17 protein-coding genes, 3 pseudogenes and 1 riboswitch are annotated in these 19,058 nt (G+C 46.7%); of the genes and pseudogenes, 8 read left to right on the forward strand and 12 right to left on the reverse strand.

What is annotated here, in order from left to right; all coding sequences use genetic code 11:
* Positions 1 to 105: 105 nt before the first annotated feature.
* A riboswitch (TPP riboswitch) is annotated at positions 106 to 203 on the reverse strand.
* 76 nt (positions 204 to 279) lie between these two features.
* Positions 280 to 585 (reverse strand): hypothetical protein, encoded by a 306-nt coding sequence (locus tag H525_RS29780; protein WP_027417851.1) that lies wholly within the window; start codon positions 583 to 585, stop codon positions 280 to 282.
* Between the two features lie 292 nt (positions 586 to 877).
* On the opposite strand from H525_RS29780, the gene H525_RS25095 reads away from it, so the two are divergent.
* The 5 genes and pseudogenes from H525_RS25095 to H525_RS0121325 all read left to right on the forward strand — a co-directional run bounded on the left by H525_RS25095 (position 878) and on the right by H525_RS0121325 (position 3,231).
* Positions 878 to 1,153 (forward strand): BC1872 family protein, encoded by a 276-nt coding sequence (locus H525_RS25095; protein WP_035102278.1) that lies wholly within the window; start codon positions 878 to 880, stop codon positions 1,151 to 1,153.
* Positions 1,154 to 1,436: 283 nt separating this feature from the next.
* Entirely contained in the window at positions 1,437 to 2,222 is a 786-nt protein-coding gene (prpE, locus tag H525_RS0121310) for a bis(5'-nucleosyl)-tetraphosphatase PrpE (protein WP_035102280.1), read from the forward strand.
* Between the two features lie 16 nt (positions 2,223 to 2,238).
* Positions 2,239 to 2,373 (forward strand): annotated as a pseudogene (locus H525_RS29785) (YmaF family protein); the annotation flags it as partial.
* Between the two features lie 221 nt (positions 2,374 to 2,594).
* Positions 2,595 to 2,882: an HTH domain-containing protein gene (locus H525_RS0121320; RefSeq protein WP_027417853.1), complete on the forward strand. Its 288-nt coding sequence runs from the start codon at positions 2,595 to 2,597 to the stop codon at positions 2,880 to 2,882.
* Positions 2,883 to 3,042: 160 nt separating this feature from the next.
* Positions 3,043 to 3,231: an H-type small acid-soluble spore protein gene (locus H525_RS0121325; RefSeq protein ID WP_027417854.1), complete on the forward strand. Its 189-nt coding sequence runs from the start codon at positions 3,043 to 3,045 to the stop codon at positions 3,229 to 3,231.
* Positions 3,232 to 3,307: 76 nt separating this feature from the next.
* Here the strand turns inward: H525_RS0121325 and H525_RS0121330 are convergent, their stop codons facing one another.
* The 4 genes from H525_RS0121330 to H525_RS25105 all read right to left on the reverse strand — a co-directional run bounded on the left by H525_RS0121330 (position 3,308) and on the right by H525_RS25105 (position 7,432).
* Entirely contained in the window at positions 3,308 to 4,132 is an 825-nt protein-coding gene (locus tag H525_RS0121330; RefSeq protein WP_027417855.1) for an STAS domain-containing protein, read from the reverse strand.
* A 246-nt stretch (positions 4,133 to 4,378) separates the two neighbouring features.
* Positions 4,379 to 4,672, reverse strand: a complete 294-nt coding sequence (locus H525_RS25100; protein ID WP_035102282.1) for a hypothetical protein — start codon at positions 4,670 to 4,672, stop codon at positions 4,379 to 4,381.
* 53 nt (positions 4,673 to 4,725) lie between these two features.
* The gene (locus H525_RS0121340) at positions 4,726 to 6,636 is read right to left on the reverse strand and encodes a hypothetical protein (protein WP_027417856.1); all 1,911 of its coding nucleotides are present in this window, start codon (positions 6,634 to 6,636) and stop codon (positions 4,726 to 4,728) included.
* 166 nt (positions 6,637 to 6,802) lie between these two features.
* A complete protein-coding gene (locus H525_RS25105; RefSeq protein ID WP_051331219.1) occupies positions 6,803 to 7,432 on the reverse strand; it encodes a DapH/DapD/GlmU-related protein in 630 nt (209 codons plus the stop codon).
* A gap of 162 nt (positions 7,433 to 7,594) precedes the next feature.
* Here H525_RS25105 and H525_RS25110 point away from each other — a divergent pair, with 162 nt between their 5' ends.
* Both H525_RS25110 and H525_RS0121365 read left to right on the forward strand, forming a co-directional pair.
* Complete coding sequence (locus tag H525_RS25110) at positions 7,595 to 7,903, forward strand: MarR family transcriptional regulator (RefSeq protein ID WP_035102303.1); 309 nt, start codon at positions 7,595 to 7,597, stop codon at positions 7,901 to 7,903.
* Positions 7,904 to 8,510: 607 nt separating this feature from the next.
* Positions 8,511 to 8,705: a hypothetical protein gene (locus H525_RS0121365; RefSeq protein ID WP_027417857.1), complete on the forward strand. Its 195-nt coding sequence runs from the start codon at positions 8,511 to 8,513 to the stop codon at positions 8,703 to 8,705.
* 26 nt (positions 8,706 to 8,731) lie between these two features.
* Here H525_RS0121365 and mutL read toward each other — a convergent pair whose 3' ends face one another.
* From mutL to H525_RS28830, 7 genes and pseudogenes are all read right to left on the reverse strand, one after another.
* Positions 8,732 to 10,738 (reverse strand): DNA mismatch repair endonuclease MutL, encoded by a 2,007-nt coding sequence (gene mutL / locus H525_RS0121370; RefSeq protein WP_027417858.1) that lies wholly within the window; start codon positions 10,736 to 10,738, stop codon positions 8,732 to 8,734.
* An 11-nt stretch (positions 10,739 to 10,749) separates the two neighbouring features.
* A complete protein-coding gene (gene mutS, locus H525_RS0121375; protein ID WP_027417859.1) occupies positions 10,750 to 13,407 on the reverse strand; it encodes a DNA mismatch repair protein MutS in 2,658 nt (885 codons plus the stop codon).
* Positions 13,386 to 14,879, reverse strand: coding sequence for a putative amidoligase domain-containing protein (locus tag H525_RS25115; RefSeq protein ID WP_051331220.1), 1,494 nt, complete (start codon positions 14,877 to 14,879; stop codon positions 13,386 to 13,388). Before H525_RS25115 ends, mutS begins: the two co-directional genes overlap by 22 nt.
* 71 nt (positions 14,880 to 14,950) lie before the next feature.
* Entirely contained in the window at positions 14,951 to 15,508 is a 558-nt protein-coding gene (cotE, locus tag H525_RS0121385) for an outer spore coat protein CotE (RefSeq protein WP_027417860.1), read from the reverse strand.
* A 281-nt stretch (positions 15,509 to 15,789) separates the two neighbouring features.
* On the reverse strand, positions 15,790 to 16,248 hold the full coding sequence (locus H525_RS0121390) for a YlbF/YmcA family competence regulator (RefSeq protein WP_035102284.1): 459 nt from the start codon (positions 16,246 to 16,248) through the stop codon (positions 15,790 to 15,792).
* A 7-nt stretch (positions 16,249 to 16,255) separates the two neighbouring features.
* A complete protein-coding gene (gene miaB / locus H525_RS0121395; protein ID WP_035102286.1) occupies positions 16,256 to 17,758 on the reverse strand; it encodes a tRNA (N6-isopentenyl adenosine(37)-C2)-methylthiotransferase MiaB in 1,503 nt (500 codons plus the stop codon).
* 98 nt (positions 17,759 to 17,856) lie between these two features.
* Positions 17,857 to 18,269, reverse strand: a pseudogene (locus H525_RS28830) (hypothetical protein); the annotation flags it as partial.
* Between the two features lie 80 nt (positions 18,270 to 18,349).
* Here H525_RS28830 and H525_RS29790 point away from each other — a divergent pair.
* Positions 18,350 to 19,058, forward strand: a pseudogene (locus H525_RS29790) (transposase); the annotation flags it as partial.

A 19,058-nucleotide genomic window follows, 5' to 3' on the forward strand; every position in this document is an offset into this window, starting at 1 on the left:
AGGAAAGTATATGTTGCTTTAACACTGTAAAGCAACATATACTTTCCTTAACGGCAAAAAAACCACCCTCAAGTGGGTGGTTTATATGTGTATACTTTCGAACGCATGAAATCCACTCCACTTCCCTACGCCGGTATTAACCGGATCAGGTTCAAAGGGTCGAATGGTCTTCTCTCAGCTTCACAGCTCCCCCAGTGGCTTACTTTTCGTATTAAATTTTCTTATATATTACTACTAATTTGAAAAAATAGCAAACAACAAAGCGAGCAAACGGTTATCCTAGTTAACAGCCGTCATTTCTTTCTCCGCTATTTTTTTCAAGAAGGCGATGCCTTCCGGAAGAATTGTGGCACGGCAATTCTTTCCGCTGTATTTGTTTTCAAATACAATAAAATTTCTTTTATGCAGATATATAAAGGCAAGCAGCATTTCTCTGCCATCCAGATCAAATGCCATCGGTTTTTCTCCATTTTTCAAGAAATGACTATAAATTGTTTTTAAAGTTTGAATTCTATAACTTTTTGTTTGATTATGCCTCAATGATTTCAACTCCTTTTTGCCAATTTTTTGATTACTTTTATCCATTCGATGTACGGGACTAAAATCCTCCTAATAATATGTTTTTAAATGTGTTTATATTCAAAATATGATTTTCTCAACGTTTATATGAGTAATTTTTACAATGACAAGAAGCTGATTTCCTTATTATGGGAAGGTAGGCTCTCACGCCAAAAATTTTTTGCACATTATGGCTTCACTCGTTTAAGGAAAGGGGCAAATGCCCGGTCGTTTCCATGAATAAAAATAGGGAAATCGATTATGTTTATAGGAAGATGAGAAGATCCTCACACGTTCGACAGCAGAGGAGGTTGTCGGTATGACAAACAGGGAAATCGATGCGCTCGTAGCCGAACGCATCTTTGGATGGGAAAATCCGCTTTCTTCTCCCCACCTCCCCCATTTCTCCACCAGTATAACGGACGCCTGGGAAGTGGCGGAGAAAATTAAAGAAGGGGGCTGGCATATGGTTCTGCACAGTTCACGTGGTTACATCTGCGATTTATCGAATAAGGGAACCGTAGTGGTTGGATACGGGCCGTCAGCTTCGCTCGCCATTTGTCTGGCTTCGCTCAAAGCAGTCTCTTTCTCTTAAAGAAAAATAACCTCCATTTTCTGGTTCCTATTCGATCATTATTTTTGTGGTAAAGTGAAGAGAAGGCATCCTGACTATCTGAAACAATCTTGGAAATGACAGTGACAAAAAATACGCAAGGCTCCTTCCTCATCAGCAGCATCCAGAATCACAAATAAACTTCTCTAACCTATGCTCTGTCACGGACGCGTAGAAAAGCCGGTCGGGGACTCCCGGCCGGCTTTGTTCATATTCGAGCGATTTGGCAATACTACAAAGGTGTGAACCCAGGGAGGGATTGTGTATGCAGAATCAAATTGAACTCGGAAACGGGCTTGATTTTATTGGCGATATTCATGCCTGCTTTGACGAACTCATTGAATTACTCCATAAATTAGGATACATACCGGACAGACGGGGGCTATACAAACACCCTGAAGGAAGAAGAATTGTTTCACTGGGGGACGTGATGAGCCGCGGTCCTTATTCGATTCAAACAATGGTTTTTTTTAAAAATCATATGGATGCAGGGCTTGCTTATATGATTGATAGCAATCACGGGTGGAAAATTGCGAGATGGCTGGATGGAAGAAAAGTAACGATGGGCCATGGGGACGAGAAGGTGGAGGAAGAGTTTGCTGCGTTTGTGACGAAGAACGGCAGGCAAGCCGCGGAAAAACTCAAGAAGGAACTGAGGGATTTACTTATGGGCGTTCCTTCTCACCTAATTATCGTGCAAGACGGTATACAGGTTGCGGTAGCGGCCCACGCGGGAATTCGTGACAATTACATTGGCAAGGATTCCAAGCGCATCCGCGATTTTTGCCGTTACGGTGATACGGACGGCTTCGATGAGACCGGCAGGCCAATTCGTAAAGACTGGACCGTTTATCACCGTTCGGACAAGATTATTATCTGGGGTCACGATCCGAAACCGGAGCCGTTAGTTAAAAATAACACGGTAAATATTGACCAGGGAGCCGTATTCGGAGGTTATCTCAGCGCGTATCGTTTTCCTGAAAAAGAATTCGTGTCAGTCAAGGCAAAAGAAAACTATTCGGGTTTGGCTGAAACCCCTCTCAATTCATAGATGATGCTTTCCCCATTTCGTACCCGATCATAATCATGGTTCCATTACTTATACTTCGGTCGCCCTTGCACACGTTCATCAATGTATGGATGTAACATCTCCGCCTATTCCAAGCGAAGATGGTTCCCATATTCATTATACAGAAGGATACCGGCACCGCATAAGAGATAGCCCTGTCCAGCCTGTAAGTACTCAATAAAAGATAACCGTACATTTTTGCACAAAATCCGCGACATGATTTGAACGGTCCTCCCCCTTACTTTTCCTGCAATAAAGCTATACAGTAATGGTATAAAGAATGAATAGGCTAAATCTTTCTCCGAGTCAGTGTATATTTTTTGCATAGTAATGAAGAAAGGAGGGCCCATCTTCATGTCCTTGGATGAACGCAGCACCCTTATTCTCACTCATTTGCTTCACGCAAAGTCGTATGTTCAGCTCGAAGAAATTTCGGAAAAAATCAAGGTTTCAAAACGCACAATCTATTACGACCTTGAAAAGATTAACCACTGGTTGAAAGAACAAAAGTTAGATCCTGTGCAATATATTCGCTCTTCAGGTTTGTACCTTGCTGATTCTACAAAAAATAAAATTCCGGAAAAGATTAAAACGTTGCACACATGGCAGATACTTGGAAATTTAATCCGCTTGTTTTCTTAACAACTAAATAATATCACCCCTTTCCTCCACCGCCTCCGCTATATATAGCAGAGGCGGTGGAGGAAAGGGCCATTGCTAATAGCAAAATTATGGCAGACAAGAAGGAATAAACGTTCCGTAAATAGATAAACCTAAGAATGATCATAAAGGAGGAATGGAGATGGACATACAACGGGCACAGGAAATTATGCAGGCAAAAAATATCATAGATGTTCAATTTCAGGGGATGTCTGTTTGGATTGATCATATCGATGCGCAGAACAAAACCGCCCGAATTCATAAGCAGGACAATCCTCAGAACAGCCAAACCGTCTCCCTGGCGGAATTGCAGGAAACTCATAAGCAATAAACGGGGAAACACAATAAAAAAACAGCTGCATCTCCTCTACTAACCGGAGTCTATCAGCTGTTTTTTCTTTTTCAACTTATTTTTCGATGTTGATGGATTTTAACGCCTGATGTACCGTTGCATACGTTTTAATATGCGAGAAATCAATGCCAATCCGGATCGCTGTCTGGGCTAATATCGGTCTTATACCCGTTAAAATCGCCTGGATCCCTGATAAGCGAAGGACATCATGAATTTTAAAAATGTGGTTAGTTACCATCGTGTCTATCGTTTGAATGCCGGAAAAGTCAATAATCAGGCACTCAATTTTTAATTCGGCAACCCGCGGTACGACTCTTTCCAAAATATATTTGGCGCGGTATGTGTCAATAACACCAATGAGCGGGAGAACCGCGACCCCGTTATGAATCGGAACAATCGGCGCAGACAATTCGCTTACTTCTTCCTGCGTTGCCCGAATGATTTTTTCCTTGAAATAATCAAAAGCCTTCACGGTTTCGTTAAGGCAAAGGTCAAAGTTATAATTCAACCGCTTCGTAATATAGAGAACTTCTTCCATAGAAAGTTTATGGTCAAGACCGATTTTTGAAATAAAGTGAATGAAACTCTGTCGGATGGTAGGATACACTTCCAGGGAATCGGCAACTTTTTTCCCTTCGCTTGCATCCCTTTCGCCAAGCTTCCGGCTCCAGACCCTAAGTTCCCCATTAATTTCTTTCTTATTATCGGTAAGCGACTGTGCGAAAAGTTTTATAAAATTACTGAAATCTACAAACGCTCTGTCTATCTCATGCTGCGGGTATTTAATATCGATTTGCTGCAGACTATGTTCAACAATTTCACGGCTTAACCTGTCTTTATTTTCAACCAAATGATTTACAACCTCAACGATCGGACTCACAATCTTCACACCCCAACTTATATGCTATAAAAAACTATATTCATTACCCCAAAAACACAAAAAGAAAACATTTTAACGTACAAGATAATAATAATTTAAAGTAATTTATTTATAAAAGTTCAATATGTTCCTGGGAGCCTATTTTTTTATTGCCTAATTATGGGGTTGTATTCAAAGGACAGCCGGGAGCGGCCCTGTGTACGGGCAGCTCCCGGTCTGGATACCGTGTAAATCCCTGCCGCGCACCTAATCGCGGACTTGTAGCGATGTATTGAATGAAGCGGTAGCCTGGGTTTGTGCAAGTTGACGCTGAACCTGGTCCAACTGTTCCTTAACTTGTTGAACCGCCTGCTGGTTGTCACTCGCATTCGCCTGGGAAACTGCCCGCTGTGCTTGTTCAAAAGCGTTCTGCGCTCCTTCCTTATCCTGCTGGTTCGGATTACTGCGCAGTTGTGTCAACGCGTTCTTCACGTTATCCACGGCATTCTGGGCATCAGAGATAGGATTTTGCGATTGCCAACTTGATGGTTGATCAGGCATAAAGGCTCTCCTCCTTCGTTTATGGTGCGGTATTAATATGGGCAAAGAAAGGTTTACTTATACGTAAGCGTAAACAGGTATCTAATAAGGGCATCCTGCTCCCCGGAGGTAAAGCCCGCCGCCTTATCGACCCAATATTCATGCCCAATTCCTTGAACATGAACCTTTTGCAGATCTTTTGATGATTGATTTGATGACACCACTTTTTTTCGCAAGTTCCTATCAACGAGTGCTCTCAGGCTATTATAAGGGTCAGGTTGAATTCCTTTTTCCAGGGTCCCTGCAACTCCCAGATCTGTGGCACTATCCCGTCCAACAGCAACGCCTCCGTCATGCAAATAAGGCGCGCTCCAGTAGAGTCCAATCAAACTGGGAACCTTGTACCCACCCTGCGTATTCCCGTGTGCATAGGCTAATCTGATTTGTTGGCGGTCTATATCACGGATAGGCACTTTAAGAGACGGCGTCCCAGGAGGAACCGGCACCGGGGTGTCCGGTGGGTAAATCGTGGGTTCACTAAAAATTTTCTCCGTTTTCTTAAGCGCCTGGGCACGGGTGGGCTCTGTTCCAATTGTTTGGGCCGGTATAACCCGATGGTTGGTAAAGGTTTCTCCTGCATGACACATGATGCATCCCGCCCGCCCGAAGACACTTCGCCCAAGCCGGGCTGTTTCCGCAGTTACCGTCAGCCCGATTTTTGGAGGCGAAAGCGTATTTTGCCAAGCTGCCATAGCATTATTTTGTTCATTTACATGGTAGCCGGGTGAACCGGCAATCAAACCATCCGGCGCGATAACAGAGACTTTGGGAAATTGCGGCGGCCTAACCAACTCATTGACACCTGGAGCTCCTGGAGTCGGGTCGACGTTTATGAAAAATGCGGATGGGTTTTCCCTCTTCCCTGGATTGTAACGATATTTAGGATTGGCAGCATTCTGCAGGATCGTTCCGATAAAAACTTCCTTATCAATTCCAAATAGCGCTTTACTTGTTTCTGACTGTGACAGGGTGTCCGAATTTTGCGCATGGACATTGTTATTTAAGCTGCTTAATCCTTTAAACGGTCCGGCCGCTGCAAACCCGCTCCATCCGTATGGGTGGTCTCCCAGCGTAAATGAATCAGGAATGGAGGTTGGATTCGCCTTAAGATCGGTTGTCGAATCAAAGCTTCCTCTCGGCCATTTGGCAAAGGTATCATCGACAGCAGCCTCCAGTGCCGCAGGGTCAGGGAGAGAGGACCGGTTGGTATTCTTAATATAGTTTTGCAACACAGCAGTATCCGCATGCGTGAAATAAGCGGCTGAATTCGTCGCCAGCGCTAGCAGCATTCCCGTATTCAAATCCGAATTGGGCGCTCCTTCCACGACTTTTTTTGTCACGGGATCCACAGTGGCATGACAGGCCGCACAGCTAATCCCTACTTTCAACCTTCCTTCAGAAAAGGAAACCGGCATCCCTATAGGAGCGTAGGTGCCTGCGGCGACGTCGATTCCTGTATCAATTTTTGACCCTTTTCTGTATATTTTCCCCCCAATTATAGCGTCCCGGGTTAATTCTACCTGCAGATTAGTTGTCCCTTTTCCCTTTAATTTAACAATGGCTTTCATTATAGCAGGGATCGTAAGAGGGCCGTTAACAATCCCCAAAATATCGGTTAAAAACACTTCATTGCCGAACGTTTCCTGATAAAACGCTTTCCGTCCGACTTGCAGGAGCGCCGCATCAATCGGAATCGCTCCGTTTTTTACGGATCGTATAAGGGCAGAACTTTTTCCACGAACCATTCCCTCTTTAGTGACGGTTTTCCCCCATATATCCAGCGCGCCTATATCATTCGTTTCTCCTCTTACCACCTTATTTTCCGATGGAATATAAGCATATTCGGGTTTCAAGGTATAAGCGGCTAATCCGCCCAGAATAAGCAAGACGGCAATCGAAATCATGATCCATTTTCTTGTTCGCATTTTCCCGCTCCTTTACTCGCTAAACATCCTTTTTATTATCCCCAGGCGGTTGGATTCCTTTCATTGGCGCGCATAAAAAATTACTTTTGCTGTAAACTGTTTCATGTGTTCTAAGGGAAAATCGGCGGATGGCAACGATAAAAGGCCTGTCTCCCGACAACAGGGGTTAAAAGGCCAGAGGCGTGTTCATTTTATACGATTTGCCCAACCTGTAATAATGATCAACAATTTCCTGGTTTAAATTCTTAAATTGATGAGGAACTTCCGGCAGCGCATCAGCCTGATCCTGCGTATAAACGGACTGGCCGGGAGCCACAAAACGATTATCGCCGATTTTGACGTGATTGGTAATGACCGCTCCATGCATAACGACACAATTGCGGCCGATGGTAGCTCCATAAATTGATACATGCTGTCCGATAAACGTATTTTTACCGATAAACAGAGGGCCGTGCGGTGCCGCGTGATGGAGAATGCTGACCTCTTCTTCGATATACACACCCATTTTGCGCCCCGGAACTTTAATAAATTGGGCGGGATGGCAGTGAATCAAAACAAAATCCTGTATATTCGTACGGCGTCCGATATAGAAAGGATAGGAAGAATCAGAGCGGATAATATTATGAAAGCCAATAAATACATCCGCAGAAACCGTAACGTCGCCAATAATCATAGAATTAACACCCACTACCGCATTCTCACTGATTTTTGGGTGCGTAGTAATAGGCACTTCTTGAACCGGAGGGTTATGGTAAATAATCTGACCCAGTGAATAAAGACCCGGTGATTTTTTCATCCCGCTTTCATCCCCTTTCGTGAGAAGATATGTGCAAAAAATGAAAAAATGCCTGGACAAGTACAAGGTTTTTGCTTTTGCCGGACATACGGTTTATATGTATAATTTGAATGAAATATTATATAGGGGAACGATTAAAACAGGAATCGCTTTGGAGGCTGTATGAATAATTTAGAACCATATATTGAGCGGTTGCAAACCGCTTTTAGGATAACCATGAGAAAGCTTGGCCCTGAACTATCGGAACATATGAATATAGGTTTGACGGGTCCCCAATTTTTTATTCTTCAACTCCTTTCTAAAAGAAGAAAATGCATGGTCACGGAACTAGCGGAAGAAATGGGGGTAAAGCCAAGCGCCATTACCGCAATGATTGACCGGCTGGATAAAAACGGGTTGGTAGTTCGCCAGCGCGATGAAATTGACCGCAGAGCCCGAATTTCATCATATAACGACGTAAATGAAAAATAAACCTACCTAATGCGGTAGGCAATGGAATGGGTCGTCCCCTTCCGCCAAAGTTTCAGCTGTAAAAATTAATAAGTGTCTGCCACCGGTGGTGAGCAGACACTTATTTTGCTGTATCCCCAAATACCACAATGCAAGTTTAATTTAGAAACAAGCGAATTCTGGTGCAGCAAACAGAGGTATTTTTAAGAACCTTTTTTGAACTCCTTTCACATGCTGTTGTTAAACTGCGCCCCCTGCGCCCCCAAATGCTCCGCAACTGCAAGCAATAACTACCAACAAGATAAAGAGTACAAGGATAACCCCAACTTCATTAGCCCAAAATCCGCCACCAGCATATCCAGCCATTTAAATCACTCCTTTTTCTTTTGATATGGTAAGATACGCACGAGTACCCGTATATGTCTATACGAAAGCCCATAGATGACAAAAATGGGCCTCAGCCCGGTTATTCATACGGTTATAATATAAACAATCCTTTCGTTATCATGTTTTACATTACCTCCATGTTAAATGCGGGCAGCAGAACTCAACTATACCTACAGTCTAATTGTTTGAGAAGAAATCGCACATATTAAAAGCAGATACTGATAGGAAAGGAAGTTAGGTTATGCAGTATTTTCTCTCGGATTTCTGGGTAAACGGTGGCATAAATTTACTAATAGCCATTGCTTTCATTATCATTGTTGCTTTTCTAACATGGATAGGTGTGAAGAGTGAGGACAAAGAAATCCAGGCAAAACAAAATCAGGGTACTAAAAACAATCAGGAACCCACGCAGGAAATGGCCAAGACCACAAAATAAAAGGTTAATCCTATCACATCACAATTTTACATGACTCGCTTAAACATCTTCTCAATATCATACGTTGAGAAGTGAATAATGATCGGCCGACCATGCGGGCAGGTAAAGGGACTGGTCGTTTGGCGAAGGCGTTCAATCAGTGCCTCCATCTCGGCGTGCGTTAAGTAGCGGTTCGCTTTGATTGCCGCCTTGCACGACATCGTAATCGCTGCTGCTTCCCGCAGTTTTATTATATCGATTTCTTTTTTCTGTTTGATGACCATATCAACCATCTCATGCAGTATCGCCTCTTCCTCCCCTTTGGGAAGCCAGCGCGGGTGAGAGCGAATCACGAAACTGTTTGTTCCAAACGGTTCAAGAAATACTCCTACACGGGAAAACTTTTCGATGTTTTCTTCTACGGCAATCGCTTCTGCTTTGGTGAGCTCGAGTGTAATCGGAATGAGCAAATCCTGGCTCTCAATCACATCATTTGCGAGCTTAGCAAGAAAAAATTCGTAGAAGATTCTCTCCTGGGCCGCATGCTGGTCGATCATGTACATCCCGTCCTGATTCTGCGCCAGAATATACGTACCGTGAAGCTGTGCCATCGGATACATTTCCGGTACGCGAAGGACAGGTTCCTCATTGTTTACCTCTGCCGTCTCTTGCCGTTTCACCGTCTCTTGCTGTTTCGTATCCTGTAAATGCGGCGAGCTTAGCTCTTTCGTTTCCAGCGCTGCAGCTTGTGCCGGAGCGTCAGCTTTCGCGCCCGTTTCCCGGGTGTTCCCCCTGCCCTTCCATGCCATGTCCATGCGGGATGAATCCTGCTTGCTAACCTGCACTTCCCCTATACCGTTCTCTGCAATCTCGCTCCTACTCTGTTCCCTTTCAACAGTTTCTGTGCTGTCTGTATTTGAGTTCCACGTGAGAGCCCGCTCTTCCACTTGACCCGGCACTACGTTTTTTGCCGGAACAAACATCGTCCAATCCATCGAGGCCTGGTACTCATTTTTCTTTTCTTTCGCTTCATAGCGAATGCTTCTTCCGGGTTCGGGAATAAGCCGCTGCCTGCTCCATACTTTTTTGATTTCCTTCTCGACTAAATCGTACAGTTCCGCTTCTTTGCTAAAGCGCACCTCAAGTTTAGCCGGGTGGACATTGACATCTACCAGCGTTGGGTCCATCTGAATCGATAAAACGCAGATAGGAAACCGGTTAATCGGAAGAAGAGTATGGTAACCGCGGAGAATCGCATTGGCCAAGCCGATGCTGCGAATGTATCGCCCGTTGACGATGGTAGACATATAGGAACGATTGGCCCGCGTAAACTCAGGCTTTGCCACATAACCGGCAAGCGTAAAATCAAGAGATTCCGCTTCGATCTTAACCATGTTTTTTGCGAGATTCATCCCGTAAATCGCGGCAATCACATGCAGCAGCTGACCGTCTCCGGATGTTTTAAGAATTTGCTTTTCATTGTGGGTCAACAAAAATGCGATTTCCGGATGGGATATCGCGAGGCGGTTCATCGTATCAGACACATGACCAACTTCCGTTTGAATTGACTTCATATATTTCAGGCGGGCCGGCGTATTATAAAACAAATCGGTAACGATAATTTCCGTCCCGCGCGGAAAGGCGGTCGGCTCGAACGCTTCCTCTTTCCCGCCTACCATGAAGACGCGTGTACCCGCCGTTTCACCGGCGGGGGTACTTTTCACTTCCATCCGCGAGACCGCCGCAATGCTCGGCAGGGCTTCCCCGCGAAACCCTAACGTTCGAATATGCGAGAGGTCCCGCTCACGTATCAGTTTGCTTGTCGCATGGCGTTCAAAGGCGAGCCGGCAATCTTCACGCTCCATACCCATTCCGTTATCTTTAATACGGATGGATGCGAGGCCACCTTCCTCTATATGCACTTCAATTCGTGTGCTTCCCGCATCAATTGCGTTTTCCACAAGTTCTTTCACCACAGAGGACGGGCGTTCTACCACTTCGCCGGCCGCAATTAAATTCGCCAGCAGGGCATCCATTATTTTTATTTTGCTCACGGAGCCTCCCCCTATTCTTTTCCTATATGCTGTTTTAACTCGAATAGTAAGTTCATCGCTTCAAGCGGTGTCATGTTAATTAAATCGGCTTCACGTAATTTTTTCACTGCTTTGGCCTCAGGGCCGGTTAGTTTGGACTCTTTTTTTACAATGGTGCTTACCGTCGTGCCAAACATATCGAGCTGGAGGGGCTCGTCCACTGTTGCAACGGAAAGGATCTCCTGGCCGGCAATCTCTGACGGTACTTTTTGATTCATCTGGCCTTCATACTCATCGAGCAGCCGATTGGCCCGTTCGATGACGCTGGATGGCAGGCCGGCAATTTGCGCGCAGTATATGCCGTAGCTTTTATCCGCCGGGCCCTCAATTAACTTGCGCAGAAATATGACGGTATCATCCGATTCGTTCACCGCCATATGGAAGTTCTTCAGGCGTGGAAGGGACGCTTCCAAGTGAGAAAGTTCATGATAATGGGTCGAAACAAGCGTCTTACAGCCAATGTCATGGTGAAGGTACTCGATCACCGCCTGGGCGATCGACATCCCTTCCGACGTCGAGGTGCCGCGCCCGAGTTCATCAATGATCACAAGACTGCGCGCGTTGGCGTTGCGCAGCGTAATTTCAATTTCCTTCATCTCGACCATGAACGTACTCTGCCCCCCCACCAGGTCATCCGCCGCGCCGATTCGGGTAAATATACGATCCACAGGCGTTACGTGCGCCGATTGCGCCGGGACAAACGAACCGAGTTGGGCCATAATAATAATGAGCGCTACCTGGCGCATGTACGTGCTTTTTCCCGCCATATTCGGCCCGGTGATCAGCATCATTTGCTGGGTTTCACTGCTCAGATGCGTATCGTTGGGCACAAATGATTCGTGCTGCAGAACCGATTCCACAACGGGATGGCGGCCATCAGCAATGATCAGGCTGCCGCTGGTTGCGATTTGCGGTTTCACATAGCTGCGTTCCTGGGCAATCGTAGCAAGGGACTGCAGCACATCAAGGGTTGCAACCTGCATGGCAATATCCTGAACCCGTTTCACTTGTCCGGCGATTTTTTCTCTGATTTCCACAAACAGCTGATACTCAAGCTCGATCCGCTTCTCGTCCGCCTCGAGGATTAACGCTTCCTTTTCTTTTAATTCCGGGGTAATATACCGTTCAGCGTTCGCCAGTGTTTGTTTCCGCTCATAACGGCCTTCCGGCAGAGCCGTGAGATTTGATTTTGTCACTTCGATATAGTAGCCGAACACTTTGTTATACCCGACCTTCAGCGAACGAATGCCGGTCGCTTCCCGCTCCCGTTTCTCCAGACTCGCAATCCACTGTTTCCCTTCCCGGCTCGCCATACGCAGTTGATCAAGATACGCGTTGTATCCTTCCTTAATCAGACCGCCGTCCTTCATCACAAGAGGAGGATCGTCTACAATCCCTGACTCAATCATCTCCACAATATCCGGACAGGCGTCCAGCTTGGCTTCCAATTCCTGCAGGGCAGTCGCTGCGCCTTGCATCTCACGGAGAATGTTCTGTAAAGCGGGGACCGCAAGCAAAGAGGATTTAAGCTGGATGAGATCCCTTGCACTCGCCGTGCCGTACGCAATGCGGCCTGCAAGGCGCTCCAGATCATAAACATCTTTCAACCGGGTTCGGATTTCTTCGCGTGCAAGCCAATTGTCGATCAGGGCTTGAACCGCCTCCTGCCGCCGTTCAATATCCTGCTTATTAAGTAAAGGCTTGTCTATCCAGCGGCGAAGCTGACGTGCCCCCATAGCCGTCGCGGTTTGGTCGAGCAGCCATAAAAGAGATCCTTTTTTTGATTTATCCCGGATCGTTTCCACGAGTTCCAGATTGCGCCGGGTAAACTGATCAAGCACCATATAGGAAGCCGATTCATATAATTCAACCCTGTGGAGGTGTCCAAGGGTTCGCTTCTGCGTTTCTTTCAAGTATGTAATAAGACCAACCGCCGCCGTTAACATGGTCCATGTGCACGTTTTCGCTCCGCTCACTTCACTGAATAAGTCACCCAACTGCATGTCCGGGGAAACCACAGCATCGATCCGGGGCACACCACGGGATGTTACCACGATGGAATACGGAGCCAGTGATTCACTTACAAACGATCCGCTTTCCGGCTGCAGCTCAATCACTTCGGACGGGTGATACTGCACAATTTCATCCAGCAGAGAGGAAATACCGTTCATCTCCGTCACATAGAACTCTCCGGTTGAAATGTCGCACGCGGCCAGCGCAAAACTATTCCTTTCGTGATAGACGGCAACCAGATAGTTATTTTCTTTGTCTGTCAGGAATTTACCTTCCATGACGGTACCCGGTGTAATAATGCGGGTGACTTCGCGCTTGACCACTCCCTTTGCCTGTTTCGGATCCTCTACCTGTTCACAAATCGCAACTTTATAGCCCTTCTCGATCAGCTGGGCAATATAGGCATCGACGGAATGGTGCGGCACACCGCACATCGGAATGCGCTCTTCCGCGCCACCTTCCCGTCCGGTCAAGGTAATCTCAAGCTCCCGGGCGGCATTTATCGCATCGTCAAAAAACAGTTCATAAAAATCCCCAAGCCGAAAAAATAAAAAAGCATCCTGATGCTGGTCTTTAATCGCAAGATATTGTTCCATCATCGGTGTGTATTTTGCCATATTTCTCTCTCCTGTACGTGCTTTCTTCTTTCAACATTATAACATACTGCTTTCTTCTGATGGTCCTGCATCCAGCTGTCATACGGAGGAAGCTTCCACACCCTGCGTATATCGGAATCTTCATCCCATTCCTCCCTTGCGAACACCATTTTTTTAAACGGATCCAAATAATCCGCATATGCCGCATACTGTTCAAGCGACTCCAATTCACCCCAGATGGCCGGAACATAACAGGCCATTGCCCCCTTATTTCCGGTGAAATAAGCCCGTTGAACTTCCGGATTGAGGAACAAATGACGGGTCAGCCGTCGGTAAGAATGCGCGATAAGCCTGCTTAACGCAAATACCCCGCGCGTTGCGACCGGGGATGCCAGCCAGCTTGCAAGTGTACGGTATTCAAATCCTCCATGGGATTTTTTCCGGAAGTCCCCGGGAAACCCGTAGCGCGGCCTGCGCTGCCGGCTGCCGGGACCTTCAATCATAAAGACCGGCAGCGCAAGATACGTGTCAAGCGCACGAAGGAGCTGGGAATTTACTTCTACCCCGCTGAAATGTATATGCCCGCCGGTTGGATATCCGGAGAAAGGCAATCCGCCTGCCACCCACTCGATATTCGGTTCGTTTACTTTTCGGTTCCCCAGCAGCATGGCATAATACAGGTTGCGCAGCAGCTCTTTTGGCTCCTGCGCCGGCTCGGGCCGAAGTTCAGCAAGCGGCAGATGCTTATGGGACAGGTCGCCGCGCAGCCATACCCGGTCACACCCCACAACACCTTTTTTCGGAAAATATCGGGAGGCGACAACCAGTTTCCCCCCCGGTGTTCTAAGCATAAACTCGGGGTCGGCACCAAGCATCATCTCCCCGTTCTGTTTGGTAAAATATCCGGCCGCAAACAGCTTGACGCATGATGCAAATTGGGCGGCAAGCTTTTCTGTAAGCGGAAAAGCCGACCTGACATCGAGCACGCGAATTCTGCCGTCAATATCAACGCCGAAATAGACCGCGCCAAAATCAAGTCCCAGAATATAGATGCTGCGCACAGCATACTGTAAAATATGCCTGATTTCACGAATAACGGGATTGACTTCAATTTCCTTGTAATTGTCGTTTTCCGTCGTCCGACTGTGCTGCCAGAGAGAACTGCCGGACGATTTAAATAGCGCCATCACTTCCTGCTGAAAAACGATCGCAACATATCGCCGGATCGTTCGAACCGGCTTGTTTTTTTTGCCGGTGGGAACACCGCTTTGCGACAGCAGGTGCTGACGGATCGCCGGGCTGCTCGCAAGGCCAATCGCTTCGGCCCCGTTTAATACAACCTGATTGAGTTGTAAGCCGGACAGCCCCGTATTCCCCCATTGAATGATAAAAGAAGGAATTGCATCCGGGAGCATCGTTGCACACTCACAGCCCAGGTGGCGAGCCAGCAGTTCCGTTTGCTCTTGACCGGTGTGAAGCAGTAGATACGTCATTTGAAAAGCTCCCTTTCCTTATGTAATTACGCGAAAAAGAAAAGAAAAAGGGAGGGGATCCTCCCATACTTCTAATCAATAAACTTATCGGGTTCAAGATCCAGGTCGGTAAATTCATCCAGATCGTCAAAGGTATCCGCGTATAATTCTTCTTTATAGTCGTCGTCGCAAGAATCGCAAATCACGACACAAAGTTTGGTTTCGCCAACGACTTCCACACTGTACTCCCGTTCGACAGTTACAACAATTTTTCCGCCGGTCAGTTTTGCCTCCACGCAGTGCGGATCCTGCGTGACACGGGCGGTTACTTCCACATCCCCCCGGCAGTTGCTGTCATAGTATGACAGCGGTACGGTGTCGACGAATTTAATGGTTTCCTTCTGTACGGTGGTTTCCGTATTATTATTGTAGGAATACCAGATATTCACTTCGTACGAACCGCTTACTTCTACTGCCTCTCCAATCTGGACCGCTTTGTAAACATGGTTTATCACCCAGCAGCCCAGAATCGTCAGCGAATGGTGGGATGGGGTAACGGTATGCGCAGCCGTGGAATATTTACGGCCTTTGCCGCAAACAGCTTTGGTGACGATTTCCCGGCATTGCATTTCTTTATCTGTGCTCGACATGTTGTTACCTCCTCCATACAACGTTTCACAGTACATTAGTATGCAAGGCACCTGTCACGGGTGCCAACTCTCGTGGTAGGATACCCTGCTCTGCCTCTTGTGAGAGCCATTCCTAATAATTATTGGTATGCAGGGCGAATGACCATGGTGCAGCACGTAGACAAACGAGATACAATATAGGAAAAAAAGATGCAAAAAAGCCGCTGCTGCTGACTCTTTTGCATCTTTTATACGCATGTTTTTATTTGCTTGTGCAGGCGTAGATCGTGCGGGCGTACAGATTAATGATTGCCACAGCCCCCGTGCGATCCGGCCGGCTTGGCTTTCGGATACCCCGTTTCGTTATAGAGCGGGTCTCCGCCGGTTGAAACGATAATTTTCTCGGATACCGTATTGGCGATGACGCTCGTAACAAGCTGCATGAGTTCGTTTAGATCCTGCTGTGTCTGCTGGAATTCCTGCACGATCGGGATCGCATCGAGTTCATCCTGCAGTTCTTCCATTTCTTTTTCGACTTGCGGAATCAAATCGAACTTGCGGAAGTGTTCAAGCGAAACGAGCTCTTTTTGTTTTTTCTTAAGCGCGGCGATGAGTGTCTGCACTTTTTCGTTGCCGCTGATTTTTTCTTCCGCCTGCTTGAACCGGCTGACCTCCTCGGAATTTGAAATCAAATCAGCGAGTTCACGCGCTTGATCCAGAATCGAGGAATAATCATATACACCTTCTTTTTCTTCTCCCATAGGTCTTCTACACCTCAACTTTTGTGACCACTTCACCTTTCAGTGTCCAGGTTTGCGGCTCTATTATTTTAACATGAATAAACGTGCCAATGTACTCTTTCGGACCTGTAAAATGGACAAGTTTATTCGTCCGGGTACGGCCTGCAAGCACATCGGGGTTATTTTTACTCTCACCCTCAACGAGCACCTCAACCACCTGGCCGCGCAGCGCTTCATTTTTCTCGCGGCTCAGCCGGTTTACCACATCCATCAGGCGCTGCAGGCGATCTTTTTTCTCTGCGGCGCTTACATCATCCTCCATTACTGCCGCCGGTGTGCCGTGGCGCGGAGAGTAAATAAAGGTATACGCAGAGTCAAAGCCGACTTCTTCCACAAGGGAAAGTGTGTCTTTAAACTGTTCTTCCGTCTCTCCCGGGAACCCTACGATAATATCCGTTGTCAGAACCACATCGGGAATGGCTTCTTTAATTTTGCGAACAAGCTCCAGATATTGTTCGCGCGTATATTTGCGCGCCATTTTTTTGAGGACCTCTGAATTCCCCGACTGCACAGGCAGGTGGATATGCTCGACCAGGTTGCCTTTTTTCGCAAGCACTTCGATCAGATGGTCATCAAAATCACGCGGGTGGCTCGTTGTAAAGCGGACGCGTGGAATATCAATCTGACGGATGGCATCCATCAGGTCGCCAAATCCGTATTCGATATCGGTAAAATCTTTGCCATATGCGTTTACATTCTGGCCGAGAAGGGTAATTTCTTTATAACCTTGGCGGGCGAGGTCGCGCACCTCAGCGATAACATCCTCCGGACGGCGGCTTCGCTCTTTCCCCCGGGTGTACGGTACGATACAGTACGTGCAGAACTTGTCACATCCATACATAATGTTGACCCACGCTTTGAGCCCGTTCTGCCTCACTTTCGGCATGTTCTCAACGACATCGCCTTCTTTGGACCACACTTCTACAACCATCTCTTTGCTGTACAACGCATCTTTCAGGAGCACAGGCAGCCGATGAATATTGTGCGTACCGAAAATCAAGTCGACATGCGGATAGCTTTTCAAAATCCGGTTGACGACCGCTTCTTCCTGTGACATGCAGCCACACACGCCGAGCACAAGGTCGGGCTTTTCCTTCTTCAAATGCTTCAGGCGGCCCAGTTCGCCAAACACTTTATCCTCCGCATTTTCACGAATCGCACAGGTGTTGAATAAGATAATATCTGCCTCGTTCTCTTCTTCGGTCGGCGTATACCCCATGCGGCCAAGAATGCCGGAAATGGTTTCGCTGTCGTGCTCATTCGCCTGGCAGCCATACGTGCGCATGAGGAATGTTTTCCCCCTGCCAAGGTTTTTAAGCTCCTCATCGATGCCGTCAAATTGAACGACCTGAATGTCTTCTTTTCCGCGTTTTTTCGCTTCCTTTAAATTCGGAGCCACAAAATAACGGGAGTAATCTTTTTCTCTGGCGGATTTAGTGTCCGAAGAGTTCACGGTTATCTCCTTTTTCATGATGTCATTCCTTTCTATAGTCAATGTGTAATTATCATTTTTTAACCTTACCATTATAGCAAAAAAACGGGTGGGATGCATTGGTAGTTGGAGGGATATTATTCCCTTATGTATACTGCGGAGTGCCCTTGCCGTACAAGGTTCTGGAGTTGGCCTTTGACGTTATCATCACATAAACCTCCGTGATAACAAATCACCGATTCAATATCAAAGTCTAAAAATTTTCCCAGAGAACAAAGCGCCGTATCTATATCCGGCGTAGTCTGCTGAACAGGTCCTCGTAAGATTCCGTCTACACTTATCATGGCGTCCCCGGCAACACTTTTGCCGAAGTTGAGGGCTTGTGACATTCCCTTCATGTTGAGGTCTTCAATAACCACGCAGTCATACCGTTTCGCTAATTTTTCTAAGCTTGACGATAGAAACGAGGGTAATTGGTTTTCTTACCTTCTTCGCTATCAACAAATAACCCATTCATGGAAAAATCTAAACCAACAACGGCTTGTACTTCTTTTTGCTTCTTCGACGATTAAAATAATACTACCCGTGAATACTGGAAAATAATACCCAGTAGAAACGGAGTGTTTTCAAATGTTCATAGAAATAAAGGATCTGGAGGCCATATTTCATATCCCTGATCCGTGGTATCGTTGTCAATTTGACGAAAAGCTGAAGCAATTAGATGAGTACTTGAAGTTTCGCGAGGGAGATTTGTTTGTATGTGCAGGGTGTAGCACAGAGGCTCAGCCAGTAAAGGATATTGCGGATTATGATCAGGTCTGGCGTCATTTGAATTTTGCTGAATATCCGATTTATTTTCACGCAGAGCACCCGAGAACGATTTGCGGAAAATGTAATAGCATTCTAAGGGTAAACGTGCCATGGCGATCAAACCCCGCGCGGGATTTACGACGCTGTTTGATGCATAGATTATCGCAATGGCCAAGGATATGCCGATGAATGCGGGTAGTCGCATCGTGAAGGAAACCGACAAGCGTCTTTGGCGGATTCTGCACCATTACGTGGATAACGCAATTGCCGTCCAGGATTTGTCTCACGTCACGAAAATCAGCACCGATGAAAATGAGGTCAAGACTATATCACCATCTTTATGGATCCTGAAGGCCGTAATGTCATCCACGTCACCAAAGGCAAGGACGCTGCGACATGGGGGGAATGCAAAAAACACTTGGAAGCCCACGGGAGCGATGCCCAGAAAGTCACCGAAGTGTGCATGGACATGTCCCCTGCGTTCATAAAGGGAGCCACAGAGAACTTTCCGAAAGCCTCCATTACCTTC

This window comes from Aneurinibacillus terranovensis DSM 18919 (assembly GCF_000430625.1).
GTDB classification, from domain to species: Bacteria; Bacillota; Bacilli; order Aneurinibacillales; family Aneurinibacillaceae; genus Aneurinibacillus_B; species Aneurinibacillus_B terranovensis.